15 protein-coding genes are annotated in these 16,883 nt (G+C 66.8%); 4 read left to right on the top strand and 11 right to left on the bottom strand.

The window, feature by feature from the left end; all coding sequences use genetic code 11:
- Both Q9Q95_RS21190 and Q9Q95_RS21185 read right to left on the bottom strand, forming a co-directional pair.
- Positions 1-603: alpha-amylase family glycosyl hydrolase (locus Q9Q95_RS21190; RefSeq protein WP_306099156.1), on the bottom strand; the 603-nt coding region annotated here is incomplete at its 3' end.
- 52 nt (positions 604-655) lie between these two features.
- Positions 656-3,517 (bottom strand): TonB-dependent receptor, encoded by a 2,862-nt coding sequence (locus Q9Q95_RS21185; RefSeq protein ID WP_306099155.1) that lies wholly within the window; start codon positions 3,515-3,517, stop codon positions 656-658.
- Positions 3,518-3,791: 274 nt separating this feature from the next.
- Between Q9Q95_RS21185 and Q9Q95_RS21180 the strand changes: the two genes are divergently transcribed.
- Positions 3,792-4,820 carry a LacI family DNA-binding transcriptional regulator gene (locus Q9Q95_RS21180; protein WP_306099154.1) on the top strand — a complete coding sequence of 343 codons (1,029 nt, stop codon included), beginning with the start codon at positions 3,792-3,794 and terminating at the stop codon, positions 4,818-4,820.
- 317 nt (positions 4,821-5,137) lie between these two features.
- Positions 5,138-6,625: an MFS transporter gene (locus Q9Q95_RS21175; RefSeq protein ID WP_306099153.1), complete on the top strand. Its 1,488-nt coding sequence runs from the start codon at positions 5,138-5,140 to the stop codon at positions 6,623-6,625.
- Here the strand turns inward: Q9Q95_RS21175 and Q9Q95_RS21170 are convergent.
- Genes Q9Q95_RS21170 through glmM form a run of 6 tightly spaced genes read right to left on the bottom strand, consistent with a single transcriptional unit; the run spans position 6,622 to position 11,358 of the window.
- Positions 6,622-7,455 (bottom strand): TIGR00266 family protein, encoded by an 834-nt coding sequence (locus Q9Q95_RS21170; protein WP_306099152.1) that lies wholly within the window; start codon positions 7,453-7,455, stop codon positions 6,622-6,624. The two genes, Q9Q95_RS21175 and Q9Q95_RS21170, sit on opposite strands and share 4 nt — an antisense overlap.
- 57 nt (positions 7,456-7,512) lie before the next feature.
- Entirely contained in the window at positions 7,513-8,154 is a 642-nt protein-coding gene (locus tag Q9Q95_RS21165) for a ribonuclease HII (protein WP_306099151.1), read from the bottom strand.
- The gene (thiD, locus tag Q9Q95_RS21160) at positions 8,147-9,304 is read right to left on the bottom strand and encodes a bifunctional hydroxymethylpyrimidine kinase/phosphomethylpyrimidine kinase (RefSeq protein ID WP_306099150.1); all 1,158 of its coding nucleotides are present in this window, start codon (positions 9,302-9,304) and stop codon (positions 8,147-8,149) included. The genes Q9Q95_RS21165 and thiD overlap by 8 nt, the downstream gene beginning before the upstream one ends.
- A 3-nt stretch (positions 9,305-9,307) precedes the next feature.
- On the bottom strand, positions 9,308-9,532 hold the full coding sequence (locus Q9Q95_RS21155; protein WP_306099149.1) for a DUF1272 domain-containing protein: 225 nt from the start codon (positions 9,530-9,532) through the stop codon (positions 9,308-9,310).
- Complete coding sequence (locus tag Q9Q95_RS21150; RefSeq protein WP_306099148.1) at positions 9,533-10,021, bottom strand: cupin domain-containing protein; 489 nt, start codon at positions 10,019-10,021, stop codon at positions 9,533-9,535.
- Positions 10,018-11,358, bottom strand: a complete 1,341-nt coding sequence (gene glmM / locus Q9Q95_RS21145) for a phosphoglucosamine mutase (RefSeq protein ID WP_306099147.1) — start codon at positions 11,356-11,358, stop codon at positions 10,018-10,020. The genes Q9Q95_RS21150 and glmM overlap by 4 nt, the downstream gene beginning before the upstream one ends.
- Before the next feature lie 71 nt (positions 11,359-11,429).
- On the opposite strand from glmM, the gene Q9Q95_RS21140 reads away from it, so the two are divergent.
- Positions 11,430-12,701 carry a dicarboxylate/amino acid:cation symporter gene (locus Q9Q95_RS21140; RefSeq protein ID WP_306099146.1) on the top strand — a complete coding sequence of 424 codons (1,272 nt, stop codon included), beginning with the start codon at positions 11,430-11,432 and terminating at the stop codon, positions 12,699-12,701.
- 37 nt (positions 12,702-12,738) lie between these two features.
- Here the strand turns inward: Q9Q95_RS21140 and gor are convergent, their stop codons facing one another.
- Positions 12,739-14,085, bottom strand: a complete 1,347-nt coding sequence (gene gor / locus Q9Q95_RS21135) for a glutathione-disulfide reductase (RefSeq protein WP_306099145.1) — start codon at positions 14,083-14,085, stop codon at positions 12,739-12,741.
- A 109-nt stretch (positions 14,086-14,194) separates the two neighbouring features.
- Here gor and Q9Q95_RS21130 point away from each other — a divergent pair, with 109 nt between their 5' ends.
- The gene (locus Q9Q95_RS21130; protein ID WP_306099144.1) at positions 14,195-15,049 is read left to right on the top strand and encodes an NAD(P)H-binding protein; all 855 of its coding nucleotides are present in this window, start codon (positions 14,195-14,197) and stop codon (positions 15,047-15,049) included.
- On the opposite strand, the gene Q9Q95_RS21125 is transcribed toward Q9Q95_RS21130, so the two are convergent.
- Positions 15,046-15,351, bottom strand: coding sequence for an alkylphosphonate utilization protein (locus Q9Q95_RS21125; protein WP_306099143.1), 306 nt, complete (start codon positions 15,349-15,351; stop codon positions 15,046-15,048). The genes Q9Q95_RS21130 and Q9Q95_RS21125 overlap by 4 nt on opposite strands.
- The gene (gene pgi / locus Q9Q95_RS21120; RefSeq protein ID WP_306099142.1) at positions 15,351-16,841 is read right to left on the bottom strand and encodes a glucose-6-phosphate isomerase; all 1,491 of its coding nucleotides are present in this window, start codon (positions 16,839-16,841) and stop codon (positions 15,351-15,353) included. The genes Q9Q95_RS21125 and pgi overlap by 1 nt, the downstream gene beginning before the upstream one ends.
- Positions 16,842-16,883 lie beyond the last annotated feature (42 nt).

Genomic DNA, 16,883 nt, shown 5'->3' with positions numbered 1-16,883 from the left:
CTGGAGCTGGTCGCCCGCGAAGCCGGGGTTGATCGGCTCCCCCTTCGCGCCGCCCTTTCGCGCATAGGGATAGTCGGGGCGGCTGCGATAGCCGCACCCGCCGCATTCGCGATACTGGATCACGTCGGCGGTGTGGTTGGCGATGATGTCCATATAGACCTTGATGCCGCGTGCATGCGCCGCATCGACCAGCGCCTTGAACTCGGCATTGGTGCCGAAATGCGGATCGACCTGAGTGAAATCGGTCACCCAATAGCCGTGATAGCCTGCCGATTCCTGCCCCGTCGGACCCTGCACCGGCTTGTTGCGGAAGATAGGCGCGACCCAGATCGCCGTCGCGCCGAGCGCCTCGATATAATCGAGCCGCCGGGTCAGCCCCGCGAGATCGCCGCCGTGAAAAAAGCCCTTGTGAGTCGGATCATAGCCGGTGGCCAGCCGGTCGCCCTTCAGCCCGCCGCGATCATTGGCGGTGTCGCCATTCTCGAAACGGTCGGGGAGGAGGAAATAGAGGATCTCGTCCTCGGGCAACCGGTCGCGATAGCTCTGCGCCGCCGCGGGGGCGGACAGCAGCGAGAAAGCGAGCAAAAGGAGCGCGTTACGCATCGGTAAACTCTCGACTGGCCGCCCCGCCGCGAAGACGGGGCGGCATGCGGCCTCAGAAGCGGTAGCTCGCGCCGAGCAGATAGCGGGTGCCGTAGCGCTGATAGTCGATCGTCAGCCGGTCGTCGGCGGGATCGTAGGTGCTGAACGGCTCGTCGGTCAGGTTCTGCGCCTGGAGCTGAATCCCCAGCCCCTCGAGCGCGCCCGACTGGAATTCATAGCCGATCTGCGCGTCGACGATCGTCTCGGCCTTGGCGAGGCGCTGGATGCGATCGGTGCCGACGCCGCTCAATTCGGCGAGGAAGCCCGAGCGATGCCGCACGCTGGCGCGCGCCGAGAAGCCCGATTTCTCGAAATAGACCGTCCCGCTCGCCACCCATTTGGACAGGCCCGGCAGCGGCTGGGTCGGATTGCCCGGATCGGGGGTGATGCCGCTCTCGGTATAGGAGACGCTGCCGAGCACGCCGAAGCCGTCGAGCGCCGAGGTCAAAGTCGCGAAGGACAATGCGAACGCCGCCTCGGCGCCGTAGAGATGCCCGCCCTGCCCGTTCTGGAAGATGCTGACCACGCCCTGGCGGATCGCCGGCTCGGGCCCGCTGGTGACCGGGAAGCCACTGAAATCGTACAGCAATTGCTGCTGGTAGATATAGGTTTCGAGATATTTGTAATAGCCGGCGAGCGAGACATAGCTGTCGGGCCCGAAATATTTCTCGACCGACACGTCGACCGAATCCGCCACCCACGGCCGCAGCCGCGGATTGCCGCCCGATCCGCCCCAGGGCGAAAGGTTCACATTGGTGTTGCCCGCGCGCGAGGCGTCGTAACTGAAATTGATCGACGCGCGCATCTGGTCCATCCGCGGCCGGGCGAGCTGGCGCGCGACGCCGAGACGCAGCGACCAGCCGCCGTTCAGCCGCGCGACGAGGTTCATGCTCGGCAGCAAATGGGTGTAGCTGACCTGATCCGATACGTCGGTGATCACCGCGACCGGCGATCCGCTAGCGGCGAGCCCGTTCGACGATTGGTCGACGCGGACCACCTGCACCCCGACATCGCCGGCGAGCGAGGCGCCGTCGGACATCTCGGCCTGGATGTCGTATCGGGCATAGCCGGTCAGCACCTTCTCGGTGACCGACCAGCCGAAGGCGTAGAGATTGGCGTCGGTCGCGGCGTTGAAGTCGTAGATGCCGCTATAGGCGAGGCCGAGCGGATCGTAGCTCACCATCCCCGGTATGCCGAGGAAATCGAGCTTGGTCGGGTCGAGCAGCTGGTCCGACGGGATCGGCACGCTCACATCGTGTCCCGGCGCCGCGGCATTGGCCTTGAGCCCGAGATAGAAGCGCGCGAGATCGAGCGTCTTGTCGCGCTTCGTGTAATTGGCGCCGAGCTCGATCTTGCCGGCATTGGGCCCGAGCTCGCGCTGGACCGCGGCGCGGAAGGCGATCAGTTCGTCCGTCGTCTTGGGATTGTTGAGGAAGCCGTCCTGCCCGCCGGGGGTATTGTCGGCGCCCCAGCCCTGCGGGCTGGTCAGCTGGATGACCCCGGCATTGGCGTAGTCGAGCGTCGGGTCGAAGGTATAGGTGCCGTCGCCATTGGCGCTGAAGCCGAGCAGGTCATAGGGGCCGTTGCCGGCGCCGCGCGAGGTGCCGGCATAGGTCTCCAGCACCTTGTCCTCGCGATCGACCCGCGAGTAGCTGAGGTCGCCGAGCAGCTTCCAGCCCTCGCTCTCGTACGTCACGTTGAGCCCGGCCGAATAGAGATCGGCCTCGCGCAGATTGGCGTCGTTGCGGACCACGCCCTTGACGTTGCGCCACGTGCCGTCGGTGATGATTCCGTCGGTGACCGTATAGCCGGGGTTGAGGATCGCATTGCCCCAATAGAGCGGGAATTCGATGCCGCGCAGCGTCTGCTCGTCGCGGAAGCGCGAATAATAGCCGTCCAGGGTGATGTTGAGCGCCGGATCGGGCCGCCATTGCAAGGTGCCCATCGCGCCGGTGCGCTCGAGCTCGTCCGACTGCACATAAGGCTTGGAGCCGCCGATGATCAGCGCGCCATTCGCCGCGGCATATTCGGGACGCGGGGTGAAGGTGTCGTCGGCGGTGTCCGCGGTCCCCTGGGTGTTGCGGATGCCGTAATTGTCGTTGTTGGTCTCGAAGCGCGGATAGCCCCACGCATTGAACCGCTCGAACTGGGTCGGCGAAGTGAGGTGCGCGACGCCGATCATCACGCCGAGCGTGTCGTTGGCGAATTGGTCGACATAGGTCGCGCTGGCGCGCCAGCCCTTGTCGCTGGTGCCGGCATTGAGCTTGCCCGGCGAGACGATCTCGCCGCGCAGATTGACCGCGAGCACGCGCTTGCCGTGATCGAGCGGGCGGATCGTCCGCAGATTGATCGTGCCCGAAAGCCCCTGCCCGATCAGCCCGGCATAAGGCGTCTTGTAGACGTCGACCGCTCCCATCAGCTCGGAGGGATATTGATCGAACTCGACTCCGCGATTGTCGCCGGTGGTGACCTGCTCGCGCCCGTTGAGCAGAGTCGCGGCGAAATCGGGCGAGAGACCGCGGACCGAGATTACCTGCGCGCGGCCGTCGAGCCGCTGCGCGGTGAGGCCGGGCAGCCGCGCGATCGCCTCGGCGATCGAATTGTCGGGCAGCTTGCCGATATCCTCGGCCGAGACCGATTCGACGATCTGGTTGGACTGGCGCTTGGTCGCGACCGAGGTGGCGAGCGCGGCGCGGAAGCCGGTGACGACGATGTCTTCCTGCGCGGTGTCGTCGGCCTGCACCGGATCGGCGGTCGGCGCCTCCTGGGCGCATGCGGGCGCGGCAAAAGCGGCAAGCGCGAGCGCCGCGGCAAGCGCCTGGCGGCTCACGAGAGCGATGCGAGTGGCGCTCCGGCCACGGTGATTGCTGATCAAAGTCCGTCTCCCCTAATCCACGCCTCGCTCCGGCTCTTGCGGCCGGCGCTTTTCGAATGCGCATCCTGTGGCGTGCAAGGCTGTTGCACCCCGTCGCCCCGCACTTCTTCCGAAATGGGGGCGCTCGACCAGCCGGCCACATACGTATTCAATGGCGATCCCTGCCCGGCCCGGCCGATTTGCGTGCGCCGCGCCGTTGACGCCGCAGGCGATCTGGGGCTGTCTGCATATTATGCGAAGCGGCGACACAGCCGCGCGCCGGGAAGGAGGGGGCATGCAACGCAAGCCGACATCATTCGACATCGCGCAGCTCGCGGGGGTCTCGCAACCCACCGTCTCGCGTGCATTACGCGGCGAGCTCGGCGTCAATCCGGCGACCCGGCTGCGCATCGAATCGATCGCCAAGCAACTCAACTACCGCGTCGACAAGGCCGCATCGAACCTGCGCACCCGCCACTCGCAGACCTTGGCCCTGTTGTTCTTCGAGGATCCGACCGCCGACGATTCGCTGATCAACCCCTTCTTCCACGCGATGCTCGCCGCGATCATCCGCGCCTGTGCCGAGCATGATCACGATCTGCTGATCAGCTTCCAGCAGCTCTCCAGCGACTGGCACACCGATTATGAGGATTCGCGCAAGGCCGACGGCATCATCCTGCTCGGCTATGGCGACTATGAATTGTACCGGAAGCGGCTCCGCGCGCTCGAGGATGCGGGGACGCATTTCGTGCGCTGGGGCTCGGTCCAGTCCGAAGCCTCGGGGCTGACCGTCGGCTGCGACAATCGCGGCGGCGGCCGGGACGCGACCCGGCACCTGCTCGATCTCGGCCGGCGGGGCATCGCTTTTCTCGGCAGCGCATCGAGCCATTATCCCGAGTTCCACGATCGCTATCGCGGCCATGTCGCGGCGCTCAAGCAGGCCGGCGTGATCCCGCGGCCGGGCCTGCAATTCGACGCGATCACCACCGAGGAATCGGGCGCCGCCGCCGCCAACGCATTGCTCGCCAGCGGCGAGAAATTCGACGCGATCCTCGCGGCGAGCGACCTGATTGCGATCGGCGCGATGCGCGCGCTGGCCGCGGCGGGCCTGCGCGTTCCGGAGGACGTCGCCATGGTCGGCTTCGACGACATCCCCGCCGCCAGCTCCGCCAGCCCGCCGCTCACCACGGTGATGCAGGATCCCCGCCTCGCCGGCCGCAAACTGGTCGAGACGCTGATCGGCCGCATCCGCGAGCAGCCGGTCGGCTCGGCGCTGCTGCCGACCAGGTTGGTGGTGCGGCGCTCCTGCGGCGCGGAGGGGTAACGAGGTCGGAACCCCCAATCCTTCGTCACCCCGGACTTGTTCCGGGGTCCACCGCGCAACGAAGCGGAAAGCAGGCACCGCTTGTCCGTCGCCCGACCGCGCAGTGGATGCCGGAACAAGTCCGGCATGACGGCTAATGAGGCGGGGTGATGCCTATAAGCATGCCCCTTTAAAAGTTGGATTTGATCTGGTTATGTTCTCCCAACACGACCCGATCTGAGTTCGACGCCGACGAAATATAACTACGAGATGAATCGCGTTTCGGTGAACTTGGTCAATTTAGCGCGGGCCGCCGGGCCCAGGCGAAAGCGAGAAAAATGAGCGAAAAGCCGCGTCAGTCCTTTGCCGGCCTGTGGAACATCAGCTTCGGATTCTTCGGCATCCAGATCGGCTTCGCGCTGCAGAACGCCAATATGAGCCGGATCTTCCAGACCTTCGGCGCGAAGATCGACGATCTGTCATGGCTGTGGGTGGCGGCGCCGCTCACCGGGCTGCTCGTCCAGCCGGTGATCGGCCATCTCAGCGACCGCACCTGGCTCGGACGGCTCGGGCGGCGGCGTCCCTATTTCTTCGCCGGCGCCCTGCTCGCCGCGCTGTCGCTGTTCGCGATGCCGCTGGCGCCGGCCTTGCTGTTCGCCGCGGTGATGCTGTGGGTGCTCGATGCGTCGCTCAACGTCTCGATGGAGCCGTTCCGCGCCTTCGTCGGCGACATGCTGCACAAGGACCAGCACGCCGCCGGCTATGCCGTACAAACCGCGTTCATCGGCGCAGGCGCGGTGGTCGGGTCGATCTTCCCTTGGGCGCTCGAGCATCTCGGCGTGTCCAACCTCGCGGTGGGCGGCGGCATCCCGGACACCGTCCGCTACGCCTTCTGGTTCGGCGGCGCGGCCTTGTTCCTGTCGGTGTTGTGGACGGTGGTGACCACCCGCGAATATGCGCCCGACGCCATGGCGGCATTCGACGGACCCGCCGAACCCGCCCACGCCGCGCCGCTCGCGACCCGCAGCTACGCCGCCAGCGCGCCCTGGCTCCTAGCCGGCGCGCTGGTGCTCTGGGCGGTCGGGCAATTCGGGCTCGAGAAGGAAGTCTATCTGCTCGGCGCGCTATTGCTCGGCTACGGCTTGGCCAGCGCCGCCGGAATCGCCCTCGCACGTGCCGGATCGCCAACCAATATGCTCAGCAGCATCGTCGGCGATTTCGCCGGCATGCCATTGCTGATGAAGCGGCTCGCGGTCGCGCAATTCTTCAGCTGGTCGGCCTTGTTCATCATGTGGATCAACACCACGCCGATCGTCGCGCTCCATTTCTACGGCGCGCCCGATGCCGCGAGCCCGCGCTTTCAGCAAGGCGCGAGCTGGGTCGACGTATTGTTCGCCACCTATAACGGCGTCGCCGCAGTCGCCGCGCTGACTTTGCTGCCGTCGCTCGCCCGCCGCATCGGGCAGGCGCGCACCCATATCGTCGGCTTGCTCTGCGGCGCGGCAGGCTATGCCAGCTTCTTCGTCATGCCCGATGCGCGCTGGCTGCTGCTCAGCGAAGTGGGGATCGGCATCGCCTGGGCGTCGATCCTCGCAATGCCCTATGCGATCCTCGCCTCGAGCCTGCCCCAGGCCAAGCTCGGCATCTATATGGGGCTGTTCAACGTCTTCGTGGTGGTGCCGCAATTGCTCGTCGCCACCGCGATGGGTTCGATCATGAAGCGCTTCTTCCCGGGCGAGCCGATCTGGACGATGGCCTTCGCGGCGGCGACCCTGGTGCTGGCGGCCGCCGCGATGCTGAGGGTGGAACGGCTGGTGCGGACCTAGTCCCCGTCGAACAGATTGCCGAGCGGGCCGAGCACCGAGCCTTCGCCGCGGCTCTGCCCGCCATAAGGCCGCGCCGCCGCGAGCATCCGCCCGGCGAGACGCGAGAAGGGCAAGGACTGGATCCAGACATGGCCGGGTCCGGTCAGCCGCGCGAAGAACACGCCTTCGCCGCCGAAGATCATGCTCTTGACCCCGCCTGCCGCGACCACGTCGAAATCGACCGTCGACGTGAACGCCGCGACGCAGCCGGTATCGACATGGAGCACTTCGCCGGGCGCAAGCTGGCGCTCGACCACGGTGCCGCCCATCTGGACGAACACCCAGCCGTCGCCGTCGAGCTTCTGCATGATGAAGCCCTCGCCGCCGAACAGCCCGGTCATCATCTTGCGCTGGAAGGCGATGCCGATCGAGACGCCGCGCGCCGCGGCGAGGAAGGCGTCCTTCTGGCAGATCAATTGTCCGCCATAATCGGCGAGCCGCAGCGGCAGGATCGCACCGGGGATCGGCGCGGCGAAGGCGACTCGCGCCTTGCCTTGCCCCTGATGGGTGAACACCGTGGTGAACAGGCTCTCGCCGGTGACCAGCCTTTTGCCGGCGCCGAGCAATTTGCCCATGAAGCCGCCGCCCTGCCCGCCCGATCCGTCGCCGAACACCGTGGTCATCTCGACCGACGCGTCCTTCCACACCATCGCGCCGGCTTCGGCGACGGCGCTCTCGCCGGGATCGAGCTCGATCTCGACGAACTGGAGCTCCTGCCCCTTGATCTCGAAATCGATGTCGTCGGCGACGCTCGCCGAGCGATGATGCTGCCACGGGCTGTTCGGTGCCATTCGTATCCCTCCCTCAGTTCCACCCGGTGCTCCTGCGAAAGCAGGAGCCCTGCGAGACTATCCCGCCGCGATCCGCGGCCCGAAATCGAGCTCGGCCTGCGCGACCGGCGCGAAACTGCGGCGATGGTGCGGCGTCGGCCCCAGCGTGCGCAAAGCTTCCTGATGGAATTTGGCCGAATAGCCCTTGTTGCTCGCCCAGCCATAGCCGGGAAACGCCAGATCGAGCTCGGCCATCATGCAGTCGCGGCGATGCTTGGCGACGATCGAGGCCGCGGCGATCGACAGGCACAGCGCGTCGCCGCCGACCACGGCGTGGCTCTGATGCGCCCAATCGGGGCAGCGATTGCCGTCGACCAGCACGAAGGCGGGGACGAAGCCGAGCGCGTCGACCGCGCGGGTCATCGCCAGCATCGTCGCCCAGAAGATGTTGAGACCGTCGATCTCCTCGACGCTCGCCACCCCGACTCCGACCTTCGCGCATTCGAGCAGCCGCTCGCACAGATCGGCGCGCTTCGCCGCGGTCAGCACCTTCGAATCGTCGATCCCCTCGGGAATGCATTTCGGATCGAGCACCACCGCTGCGGCGACCACCGGGCCGGCGAGCGGACCGCGGCCCGCTTCGTCGACGCCCGCGACGAGGCCCTTGTGGAGCCGCTTGTAGCGGCGTTCGAACTTCAGGTCAGGCCCGGTCTTAAGCATCGTCGAGCCGCCATGGCGGAAAGCGGCGCATCTCGCCAGCCTGATAGAGCCGAATCGCATTGCCCGCCGGATCGCGCAGCCGCGCCTCGCGCCAGCCCCATGGCTCGTCCTTGGGCTCGGCTTCGAACTTCACACCCTGTTGCTGGAGATAGGCGACCGTCACGTCGAGATCGCCACACTCGAAATAGGCCACGGGCGCTGTATAGCTTTCGTCAGTGGCGATCGAGAAGGTCGCGCCCCCCTCGCTTTCGAAGCGGGCATAGCGCGGGCTGGCCCGGACGACCTGGCGCAACCCGAGCAACCGATAGAAGCGTTCCGAAGCGGCAAGGTCCCGCGCCGGCACGGTCACCTGGTTCAGCATCGGCTCGAAGAAGCTCATGTTGAGGTCGAGCCGCACCGCCTGCTGGCCCATTGGTCCGTGGCCGCGCCCGAGCTCGGGTGCCTCGCGCATCGCGATCCGCACGAACCGCCGGCCGCGGGCCACTGCCTCGGGCAGATCCCATTCCTGCGCCAATCCGCAGGCGATCGCCGAGGACAAGGTGCAGCCGGTGCCGTGTGTCGCCTCGGTCTCGATGCGCGGATCGCTCCATTCGATTTCGGGCGGATCGTCAGGGTTGGCCGAGAACAGTCGGTCGGTCACTTGCGGCGTATCGCCATGGCCGCCCTTGACCAAAACCGCGCAGCCATGCGCGGCGATCAGCGCGCCGGGGTCGCCGCCCAGCGCGTCGAGCTCGGGCAGGTTGGGGGTGACGACGGTGGCACGTGCCATCAGCCGTTCGAACGCGGCGATCGTCGCCGGGTCGGCGAGCGTCGCGCCGCTGGTCGCGACCATCACCGGATCGAACACCACCGGCACGCCGGGCAATTCGGCGAGCTTTTCCGCCACCGCCAGCGCGGTGCGGGCGGAGCCGATCATCCCGATCTTGATCGCATCGACCCCGATGTCGCGCACCACCGCGTCGATCTGGGCGATCACCATGTCGGTCGGCACCGGGTGCACCGAATCGACCCCGAGCGTGTTCTGCGCGGTGATCGCGGTGATCGCGGTCGTCGCATGGCCGCCGAGCATCGTCACGGTCTTGATATCGGCCTGGATTCCCGCGCCGCCGCCCGAGTCCGAACCGGCAATGATCAGGATACGCGGCGTCACTGTCTATCCCTCGAACTTGCGCTCCGCCGAAGCGGGGTGGCGGAGGAGCGCTTTACCAGTTCGCGTCGGCCGGTCCATCAATTCGCCGCTGCAATTGGGGCAGCGATCGTCGAACGCATCGGTGCATTCGGCGCAAAAGGTGCATTCGAACGAGCAGATGAACGCGCCCGGAGCATCGGCAGGCAGATCGACGCCGCAGCGCTCGCAATCGGGGCGCATCTCGAGCATTCAGCGCGTGCTCTCGCCATGGTAATAATCGACTTCGTCGACCTTGCGGAACAGATGGCGCACCGTGCGCGCGCCGCGCGGACCGGCGACCACGCTGATCTTGCCCGAATCGGGATATTCACAGGTCTCGATCTCGACGAGATTGGAGACCGCGAGATAGCGCATATCGACCCGGCCGGTGTTGACGATCTGATGCGCGACCTCGGCCCCGCCAGTGGGACAGGCGATCACGTCCATTGCGCGGATCGGATGGCGTTCGGCGCCGAAACGCAGCTCGCCCTCGCCTTCGAGGATGAAGAACATCTCCTCCTCGCCGTGATGGCTGTGGAACGGGCACTGGACCTTGCCGGGCGGGAGCACGGTGAGATTATAGCCGAGCTTGCGCGCGCCGATCAGGTCGCTGATCGTCGCGCGGCGCGAAGTGTAGATGCCATTCTCCTCGACATCGTCGAAGTCGAGCGCGTCGAGATTGAGGATCGGTCCGCTCATGCCGCGGCTTCGCGCACCACATCGCAGATGCGATCGACCACGGCTTCGACCTGGCCGCGATCGTCGCCCTCGGCCATCACCCGGATCACCGGCTCGGTGCCCGAGGCGCGGATGACGAGCCGGCCCTTGCCGTCGAGCTCGGCCTCCGCGCCGGCGATGGCATCCTGCACGCGCGCATCGTCGAGCGGCTTGCCGCCCTTAAAGCGGACATTTTTGAGGATCTGGGGCAGCGGATCGAAGCGATGGAGCACTTCGCTGGCCGGCGCGCCGGCGCGGACCAGCTCGGCGAGCACCTGGAGCGATGCGACCAGTCCGTCGCCGGTAGTGGCATAATCGGAGAGGATGATATGCCCGCTCTGCTCGCCGCCGACATTATAGCCCGAGCTGCGCATCTTCTCGAGGACGTAGCGATCGCCGACCGCGGTGCGCACCATTCCCAGCCCCTGCGCGGCCAGATGCCGTTCGAGCCCGAGGTTCGACATCACCGTGGTCACCAGCCCGCCGCCGGCGAGGCGCCCCTGCCGCGCCCAGCCACCCGCGATCAGTGCCATCAGCTGGTCGCCGTCGATCACCCGGCCGGTCTCGTCGACGACGATCAGCCGATCGGCGTCGCCGTCGAGCGCGATGCCGATCTGCGCGCCGCTGGCGACCACCGTCTCGCACAGCGTTTCCGGCGCGGTCGAGCCGACCCCGTCGTTGATGTTCTTGCCGTTGGGCGTGACGCCGATCGCGATCACTTCGGCACCCAATTCCCACAGGGCCGAAGGGGCGACCTGATACGCCGCGCCATTGGCGCAATCGACCACCACCTTGAGCCCGTCGAGCGTGAGATCCTCGGGGAAGGTCGATTTGGCGGCGTGGATGTAGCGCCCGCGCGCATCCTCGACTCGCCGCGCCCGGCCGATATTGGCCGAGGCCGCCAGCCGCACCTCGCCGTCGATCAGCGCTTCGATCGCGAGCTCGTCCTCGTCGGAGAGCTTGTAGCCGTCGGGGCCGAACAGCTTGATCCCGTTATCGGCATAGGGGTTGTGGCTCGCCGAGATCATCACGCCCATGTCGGCGCGCATCGATTGGGTGAGCATCGCCACCGCCGGGGTCGGCATCGGCCCGACCAGCACCACGTCCATGCCCACCGAAGTGAATCCCGCGACCATCGCGTTTTCGAGCATATAGCCCGAGAGCCGGGTGTCCTTGCCGATCACGACGCGGTGGCGGTGATCGCCCCGCGCGAAATGCGCCCCTGCCGCCATGCCGACCTTCATCGCCATCGCCGCGGTCATCGCCGAGACGTTGGTCGTGCCGCGGATTCCGTCGGTGCCGAAATATTTTCTTGCCATGCCCTGCCTGTTCGCGCCCTTGTGGCGTTTCGTGCCTGCAGAGATAGCGGCGAAAACCACAAAGGGCGAGCATGTCGCAACCTACCCGTATTCTTCTGGCGCTGATCGCCGGCCTGGTCATCGGCGTCTTCGCGGCGAAGGGGTCGCCCGCGCTCGCGCTTCAGGCGGCGGACTGGGTCCAGCCGATCGGCACGATCTGGCTCCATGCGCTGCAGATGACGATCGTGCCGTTGGTGACGTCGCTGCTGGTCACCGGAATCGCCGCCACCGCCGAGCGGGCCAAGGCCAGCCGACTCGCTACGCGCGCGTTCATCACCTTCCTCGTCCTGCTCTGGGTTTCTTCGGCGCTGGGCGGCGCGCTGACCTTGAGCTTCCTCGATCTCTGGCCGCTCGATCCCGCCGCCGCGGCCGGATTGAAGGGCGCGCTCGCCCAGGAGGCGCCCAAGATCGGCGAAGTCCCGCCCTTCACCGATTTCCTCATCGCGATGGTCCCGTCGAACCCGGTGACCTCCGCGGCAACCGACGCCTTCCTGCCGCTGATCCTGTTCACCACGGTGTTCGCCTTCGCGGTCACCAAGCTGCCCGCCGAAGAGCGCAGGCGCCTGACCGGCTTCTTCGAGGCGCTCGGCAATGCGATGCTGGTGGTGATCAACTGGGTGCTGTGGCTGGGGCCGATCGGCGTCGGCGCGCTGGCCTATGTGGTCGGCGCGCGCGCGGGGACCTCGGCGTTCGGGGCGCTGCTCCATTATGTCGCGGTGGTCTCGGGCGTCGGCATCGTCTTGTGGCTGCTCGCAGTGCCGTTCGCATGGATCTTCGGGCGGGTCTCGCCGCTGCGTTACCTGCGCGTGATCGGCCCGTCACAGGCCGTGGCGCTGAGCACCCAATCGTCGCTCGCCTCGCTGCCGGCGATGCTCAAGGCCACCGAGAAGCTCGACGTCCCCGTCGCGCATTCGGGGGTGACGCTGCCGATCGGCGTGGCGATCTTCCGCTGGACCGGGCCGGCAATGAACTTCGCGGTGGCGATCTATGTCGCGCACTGGTTCGGCATTCCGCTCGGGCCGGGCCAGCTCGCCGCGGGGCTCGCCGCGGGGGCGATCACCACGATGGGCGCGGTCGGGCTTCCGGGAACGGTAAGTTTCGTCAGCTCGATCGCGCCGATCGCGATCGCGATGGGCGTGCCGATCCTGCCGCTCGGGTTGCTCGTCGCGGTCGAGACGATCCCCGACATCTTCCGCACCCTCGGCAATGTCGCGATGCAGGTCTCGACCACCCGCGCAGTCAGCATCCGCTCGGGAGATGACGACGAACCGGCGCGCGAAGCGGATTTGCTGCTGAGCGAGTAACAGGGGTTGCGGTGCTCCTGCTCCCGCGCCAGCACGGTTACTTCAGCAGCACCAGCTCCTCGGCCATGCTGGGATGCAGCGCGACGGTGTCGTCGAACGCCTCCTTGGTGAGTCCGGCCTTTACCGCGACCGCGGCGGCCTGGAGAATCTCGGGTGCATCGGGGCCGATCATGTGGATGCCGACCACCCTGCCGGTCATCCCGTCGCAGACCATCTTGTAGAGCGCGCGCTCGTTGCGATTGGCCAGCACGTTCTTCATCGCCCGGAAATCCGAGGCGTAGACCTTGACCGAGCCGAGCTTGTTGCGCGCCTCGCCCTCGGTCATGCCGACCGCGGCGATCGGCGGGTGGCTGAACACCGCGCTCGGCACGCAGCTATAATCGACCGTCCGGGGATTGTTGCCGAAGATCGTGTCGGCGAAGGCCTGGCCTTCACGAATGGCGATCGGCGTGAGCTGGATGCGATTGGTCACGTCGCCGACCGCATAGATGCTGTCGACGTTCGAGCGGTTCTGCGCGTCGACCTTGACCGCACCCTTGGCATCAAGCTCGACGCCGACTTCCTCGAGCCCCAGCCCGGTGGAATTGGGCACGCGGCCGGTGGCGAACAGGACGACGTCGACCTCCACCGGCTCCTGCCCGGTGAGGAAGACCTTGAGACAGCCATTTTCGAGCTTTTCGATCTTCTCGAACTCGGCATGGAAGCGGAAGTCGATGCCCTTGGTCAGCGAGATCTGGAGCAGGCGGTCGCGTACCGAATGGTCATAGCCGCGCAGGATCACGTCGGTGCGGTTGACCACGGTGACGTGGCTGCCGAACTCGTTGAAGATTCCGGCGAACTCATTTGCGATATAGCCGCCGCCGGCGATCAGGATCCGCCGCGGCAGGCTTTCGAGGTGGAAGGCCTCGTTCGAAGTAATGCCGTGCTCGCTGCCCGGGAATTCGGGAACGTGCGGATGCGCGCCAGTGGCGACGAGGATGTATTTGGCGGTGACCTTCTTGCCGGATGCGAGCGTGACTTCATGCGGGCCGGTGACGGTTGCGCGTTCGAGAATGATCTCGGCGCCGGCATTGTTCAGCCCCTGGGCATAGAGGCCGTTGAGGCGATCGACATCGGCGAGGACGTTGTCACGGAGGGTGGCCCAGTCGAAGTCGCATTCGGGGACCTGCCAGCCGAAGCGCTTGGCGTCCTTGAGATCCTCGGCGAAGTGCGCGCCGTAGACGAGCAATTTCTTGGGCACGCAGCCGCGGATCACGCAGGTGCCGCCCACGCGATACTCCTCCGCGACCGCGACTTTCGCGCCGTATGCGGCCGACACGCGCGAGGCACGCACCCCGCCCGACCCCGCGCCGATGACGAAGAGGTCGTAATCATAGTCGGCCATTGCATTCGCTCCCGCTTCGTCGCGCCGGAGCCGCAGATAGGCGCGCCGACGCCCGATGCCAACGGAGCCGATGCGTGCGCCGCCGGTTCCTCCCGTGAGGAGAGCGACGATGCACATCATTCTGGGCGGCACAGGCCATGTCGGGTCGGCCGTGGCGGAGACCCTGCTGGCAAAAGGCGAGCCGGTAACCGTGGTCGGGCACGACCCGGCCAAGGCGAATGCATGGGAAGCCAAAGGCGCGAAATTCGCCAAAGCCGATGTGCATGATGAAGCCGCGTTGCGCGAGGTGCTGCGTACCGGCAGGCACGCATTTCTGCTCAACCCGCCGGCCGCAGTCACCACCGACACCGATGTGGAGGAACGTCGGACGATCGCTGCGATCCTCGCCGCGCTGGAGGGTTCGGGGCTGGAGAAACTGGTCGGCGAATCGACCTATGGCGCCCGGCCGGGCGAGCGCTGCGGCGACCTAAACACCTTATGGGAGCTCGAGCAGGGACTGGCGGCGCAAGACATCCCTTACGCGATCAACCGCGGCGCTTATTATTTCAGCAATTGGGCGATGAATTTGCAGGAAGTGCGCGAGCAGGGCGTGCTGCGGACGATGTTCGATCCCGGCTTCGAGCTGCCGATGGTGGCGCCGGAGGATCTGGGGCGGCACGCGGCGGCGCTGATGACCGACGATCGTACCGGCATGTTCCTTGTCGAGGGACCGCGCCGCTACACGCCGCAGGACGTGGCCGAGGCGTTCGCGGCAGCGCTCGCGCGTCCGGTCCGGGTCGAGACGATTCCGCGCGACCAATGGGTGGCGACGTTCAAGGCGACGGGCTTCTCGGACGCGGCGGCGGAAAGCTATTCCCGGATGACCGCGGCGACGGCGGACTCGCCCGGCTGGCCCGACGATGTGATCCGGGGCCAGACCCGGCTCGAGGACTATATCGCCGGGCTGGCCGGATCGCCCGTCTAGCGTTTCCGCACGAACTCCGCGCGCAACACCAGGCCCTTGATGCCTTCATATTTGCAGTCGATCTCCTGCGCGTCCCCGGTCAGGCGGATCGACTTGATCACGGTGCCGCGCTTGAGCGTCTGGCCGGCGCCCTTGACGGTCAGATCCTTGATCAACGTGACCTGATCGCCGTCCTGCAGCAGGTTGCCGACTGAATCGCGGACCTCGACCGTTTCCGCGCCACCCGCTTCCACAGCCTCGGCGGCGGGGACCCATTCCCCGCGCGCCTCGTCATAGACATAGTCCTCGTCGCCGCCCGCCATCAGCCGAACGCGCGCTGGATCAGATCGCTGGTCGAGGCGTCGAAATCGCCGCCCTGCTCGGCTGCGCGCGCCATTTCCTTGCCGAGCTCGACGCCGAACTGGTCGAACGGATTGATCCCGAGCAGTACCGCGTTGACGAAGGTGCGCTGCTCGTAGAACGCCAGCAGCGCGCCCATCGTGCGCGGATCGAGATCGTTCAGCAGCAGAGTCGAGGACGGCCGGTCGCCCGGATAGGCGCGAGCAGGATCCTGATGCGGCTTGCCCGCCATCAATGCGGCGCCCTGCGCGAACATGTTGAGCAGCAGCTGGCGGTGATGCGCGTCGCCCTGCGCATGGCCCGGCTCGATCACCCCGATGAATTCGACCGGAACCAGCCTCGTGCCCTGATGGAGCAACTGGAACACTGCGTGCTGCGCGTCGGTGCCGACGCCGCCCCAGGTGATCGGCGCGGTCGGCCACGCAACCGGCTGGCCTTCGGCAGTCACCCGCTTGCCGTTGGATTCCATCTCGAGCTGCTGGAGATAGCTCGGCAGCAGGCGGAGGCGCTCGTCATAGGCGAAGGTCGCGCGAGTCTCGCAACCGCGGGCCTGTGCGTAATAAAGATCGGCGAACGCCGCGAGGACGGGGGCGTTCTTCTCCAGCGGCGTCAGGCGGAAATGACGGTCCATTTCGGCCGCGCCCTCGAGCATCTCCTCGAACGCGTCCCAGCCGAGCGCGAGCGCCGCGGGAAAGCCGATCGACGACCAGAGCGAATAGCGCCCGCCGACGCTCTCGGCGAAGGGCAGCACGCGGGTTTCGTCGACGCCCCACGCCACGGCCTTGTCGGGCGCCGCGGTCAGCGCGACGACGCGGCCATAGGGATCCTCGACGCCGTTGCCCGACAGCCAGGCGAGCGCGCTGTCGGCGTTGAGCATGGTCTCGGTGGTGGTGAAGGTCTTGGAAGCGATTGCGATCAGGGTTGCCTGCGGATCGAAGCGGTCGAGGGCCTCCTCGAGCGCGGCGCCGTCGACGTTCGAGACCACCGCCACGTCGTAGCGGTCGGCGTCGCGGCCGAGCGCGTCGACCAGAACATCGGGCCCGAGCGCCGATCCGCCGATGCCGATATGGAGGATGTGGCGCACCGGACCGAGCGCCTCGGCTTCGATCGCATCGATCAATGCGCGCATCCGCGCATGGAACCCGCGCGCACGCGCCACGCTCTCCGGCGCGCCTTCGCCGCGCTCGGCGCTGTGCTCGGCGGCGCGACCTTCGGTGACGTTGATCGCTTCGCCCGCGAACAAAGCGTCGCGCTTCGCCGCGAGGCCCATGTCCGCCGCCAGCCTGGTGAAGGCCTCGATCGCCTCGGGCATCAGATGGGTCTTGGACCAGTCGAAATGGATCCCCGCCACGTCGAGCGAAAGCGCCGTCAGACGCGCCGGATCGGCGTCGAACAATTGCTTGAGCGAGGCGGGCTCGAGGGCTTGGATCGTCGACCAGTCAGGCAATGCCATGTTCATCTCCTTGAACGCAGGCTGCCCCTATCCTCCCCTAAC

Source organism: Sphingomonas sp. DG1-23 (genome assembly GCF_030730875.1).
Classification (GTDB): Bacteria; Pseudomonadota; Alphaproteobacteria; order Sphingomonadales; family Sphingomonadaceae; genus Sphingomonas.
This window is presented reverse-complemented; position numbering and strand designations above follow the sequence as displayed.

What these genes read in the sequence shown, in the direction of transcription:
- Q9Q95_RS21180 (WP_306099154.1), top strand. Translation starts at nt 3,792, where the DNA reads ATGCAACGCAAGCCGACATCATTCGACATCGCGCAGCTCGCGGGGGTC.
- Q9Q95_RS21175 (WP_306099153.1), top strand. Translation starts at nt 5,138, where the DNA reads ATGAGCGAAAAGCCGCGTCAGTCCTTTGCCGGCCTGTGGAACATCAGC.
- Q9Q95_RS21170 (WP_306099152.1), bottom strand. Translation starts at nt 7,455, where the DNA reads ATGGCACCGAACAGCCCGTGGCAGCATCATCGCTCGGCGAGCGTCGCC.
- Q9Q95_RS21165 (WP_306099151.1), bottom strand. Translation starts at nt 8,154, where the DNA reads ATGCTTAAGACCGGGCCTGACCTGAAGTTCGAACGCCGCTACAAGCGG.
- Q9Q95_RS21155 (WP_306099149.1), bottom strand. Translation starts at nt 9,532, where the DNA reads ATGCTCGAGATGCGCCCCGATTGCGAGCGCTGCGGCGTCGATCTGCCT.
- Q9Q95_RS21150 (WP_306099148.1), bottom strand. Translation starts at nt 10,021, where the DNA reads ATGAGCGGACCGATCCTCAATCTCGACGCGCTCGACTTCGACGATGTC.
- glmM (WP_306099147.1), bottom strand. Translation starts at nt 11,358, where the DNA reads ATGGCAAGAAAATATTTCGGCACCGACGGAATCCGCGGCACGACCAAC.
- Q9Q95_RS21140 (WP_306099146.1), top strand. Translation starts at nt 11,430, where the DNA reads ATGTCGCAACCTACCCGTATTCTTCTGGCGCTGATCGCCGGCCTGGTC.
- gor (WP_306099145.1), bottom strand. Translation starts at nt 14,085, where the DNA reads ATGGCCGACTATGATTACGACCTCTTCGTCATCGGCGCGGGGTCGGGC.
- Q9Q95_RS21130 (WP_306099144.1), top strand. Translation starts at nt 14,195, where the DNA reads ATGCACATCATTCTGGGCGGCACAGGCCATGTCGGGTCGGCCGTGGCG.
- Q9Q95_RS21125 (WP_306099143.1), bottom strand. Translation starts at nt 15,351, where the DNA reads ATGGCGGGCGGCGACGAGGACTATGTCTATGACGAGGCGCGCGGGGAA.
- pgi (WP_306099142.1), bottom strand. Translation starts at nt 16,841, where the DNA reads ATGGCATTGCCTGACTGGTCGACGATCCAAGCCCTCGAGCCCGCCTCG.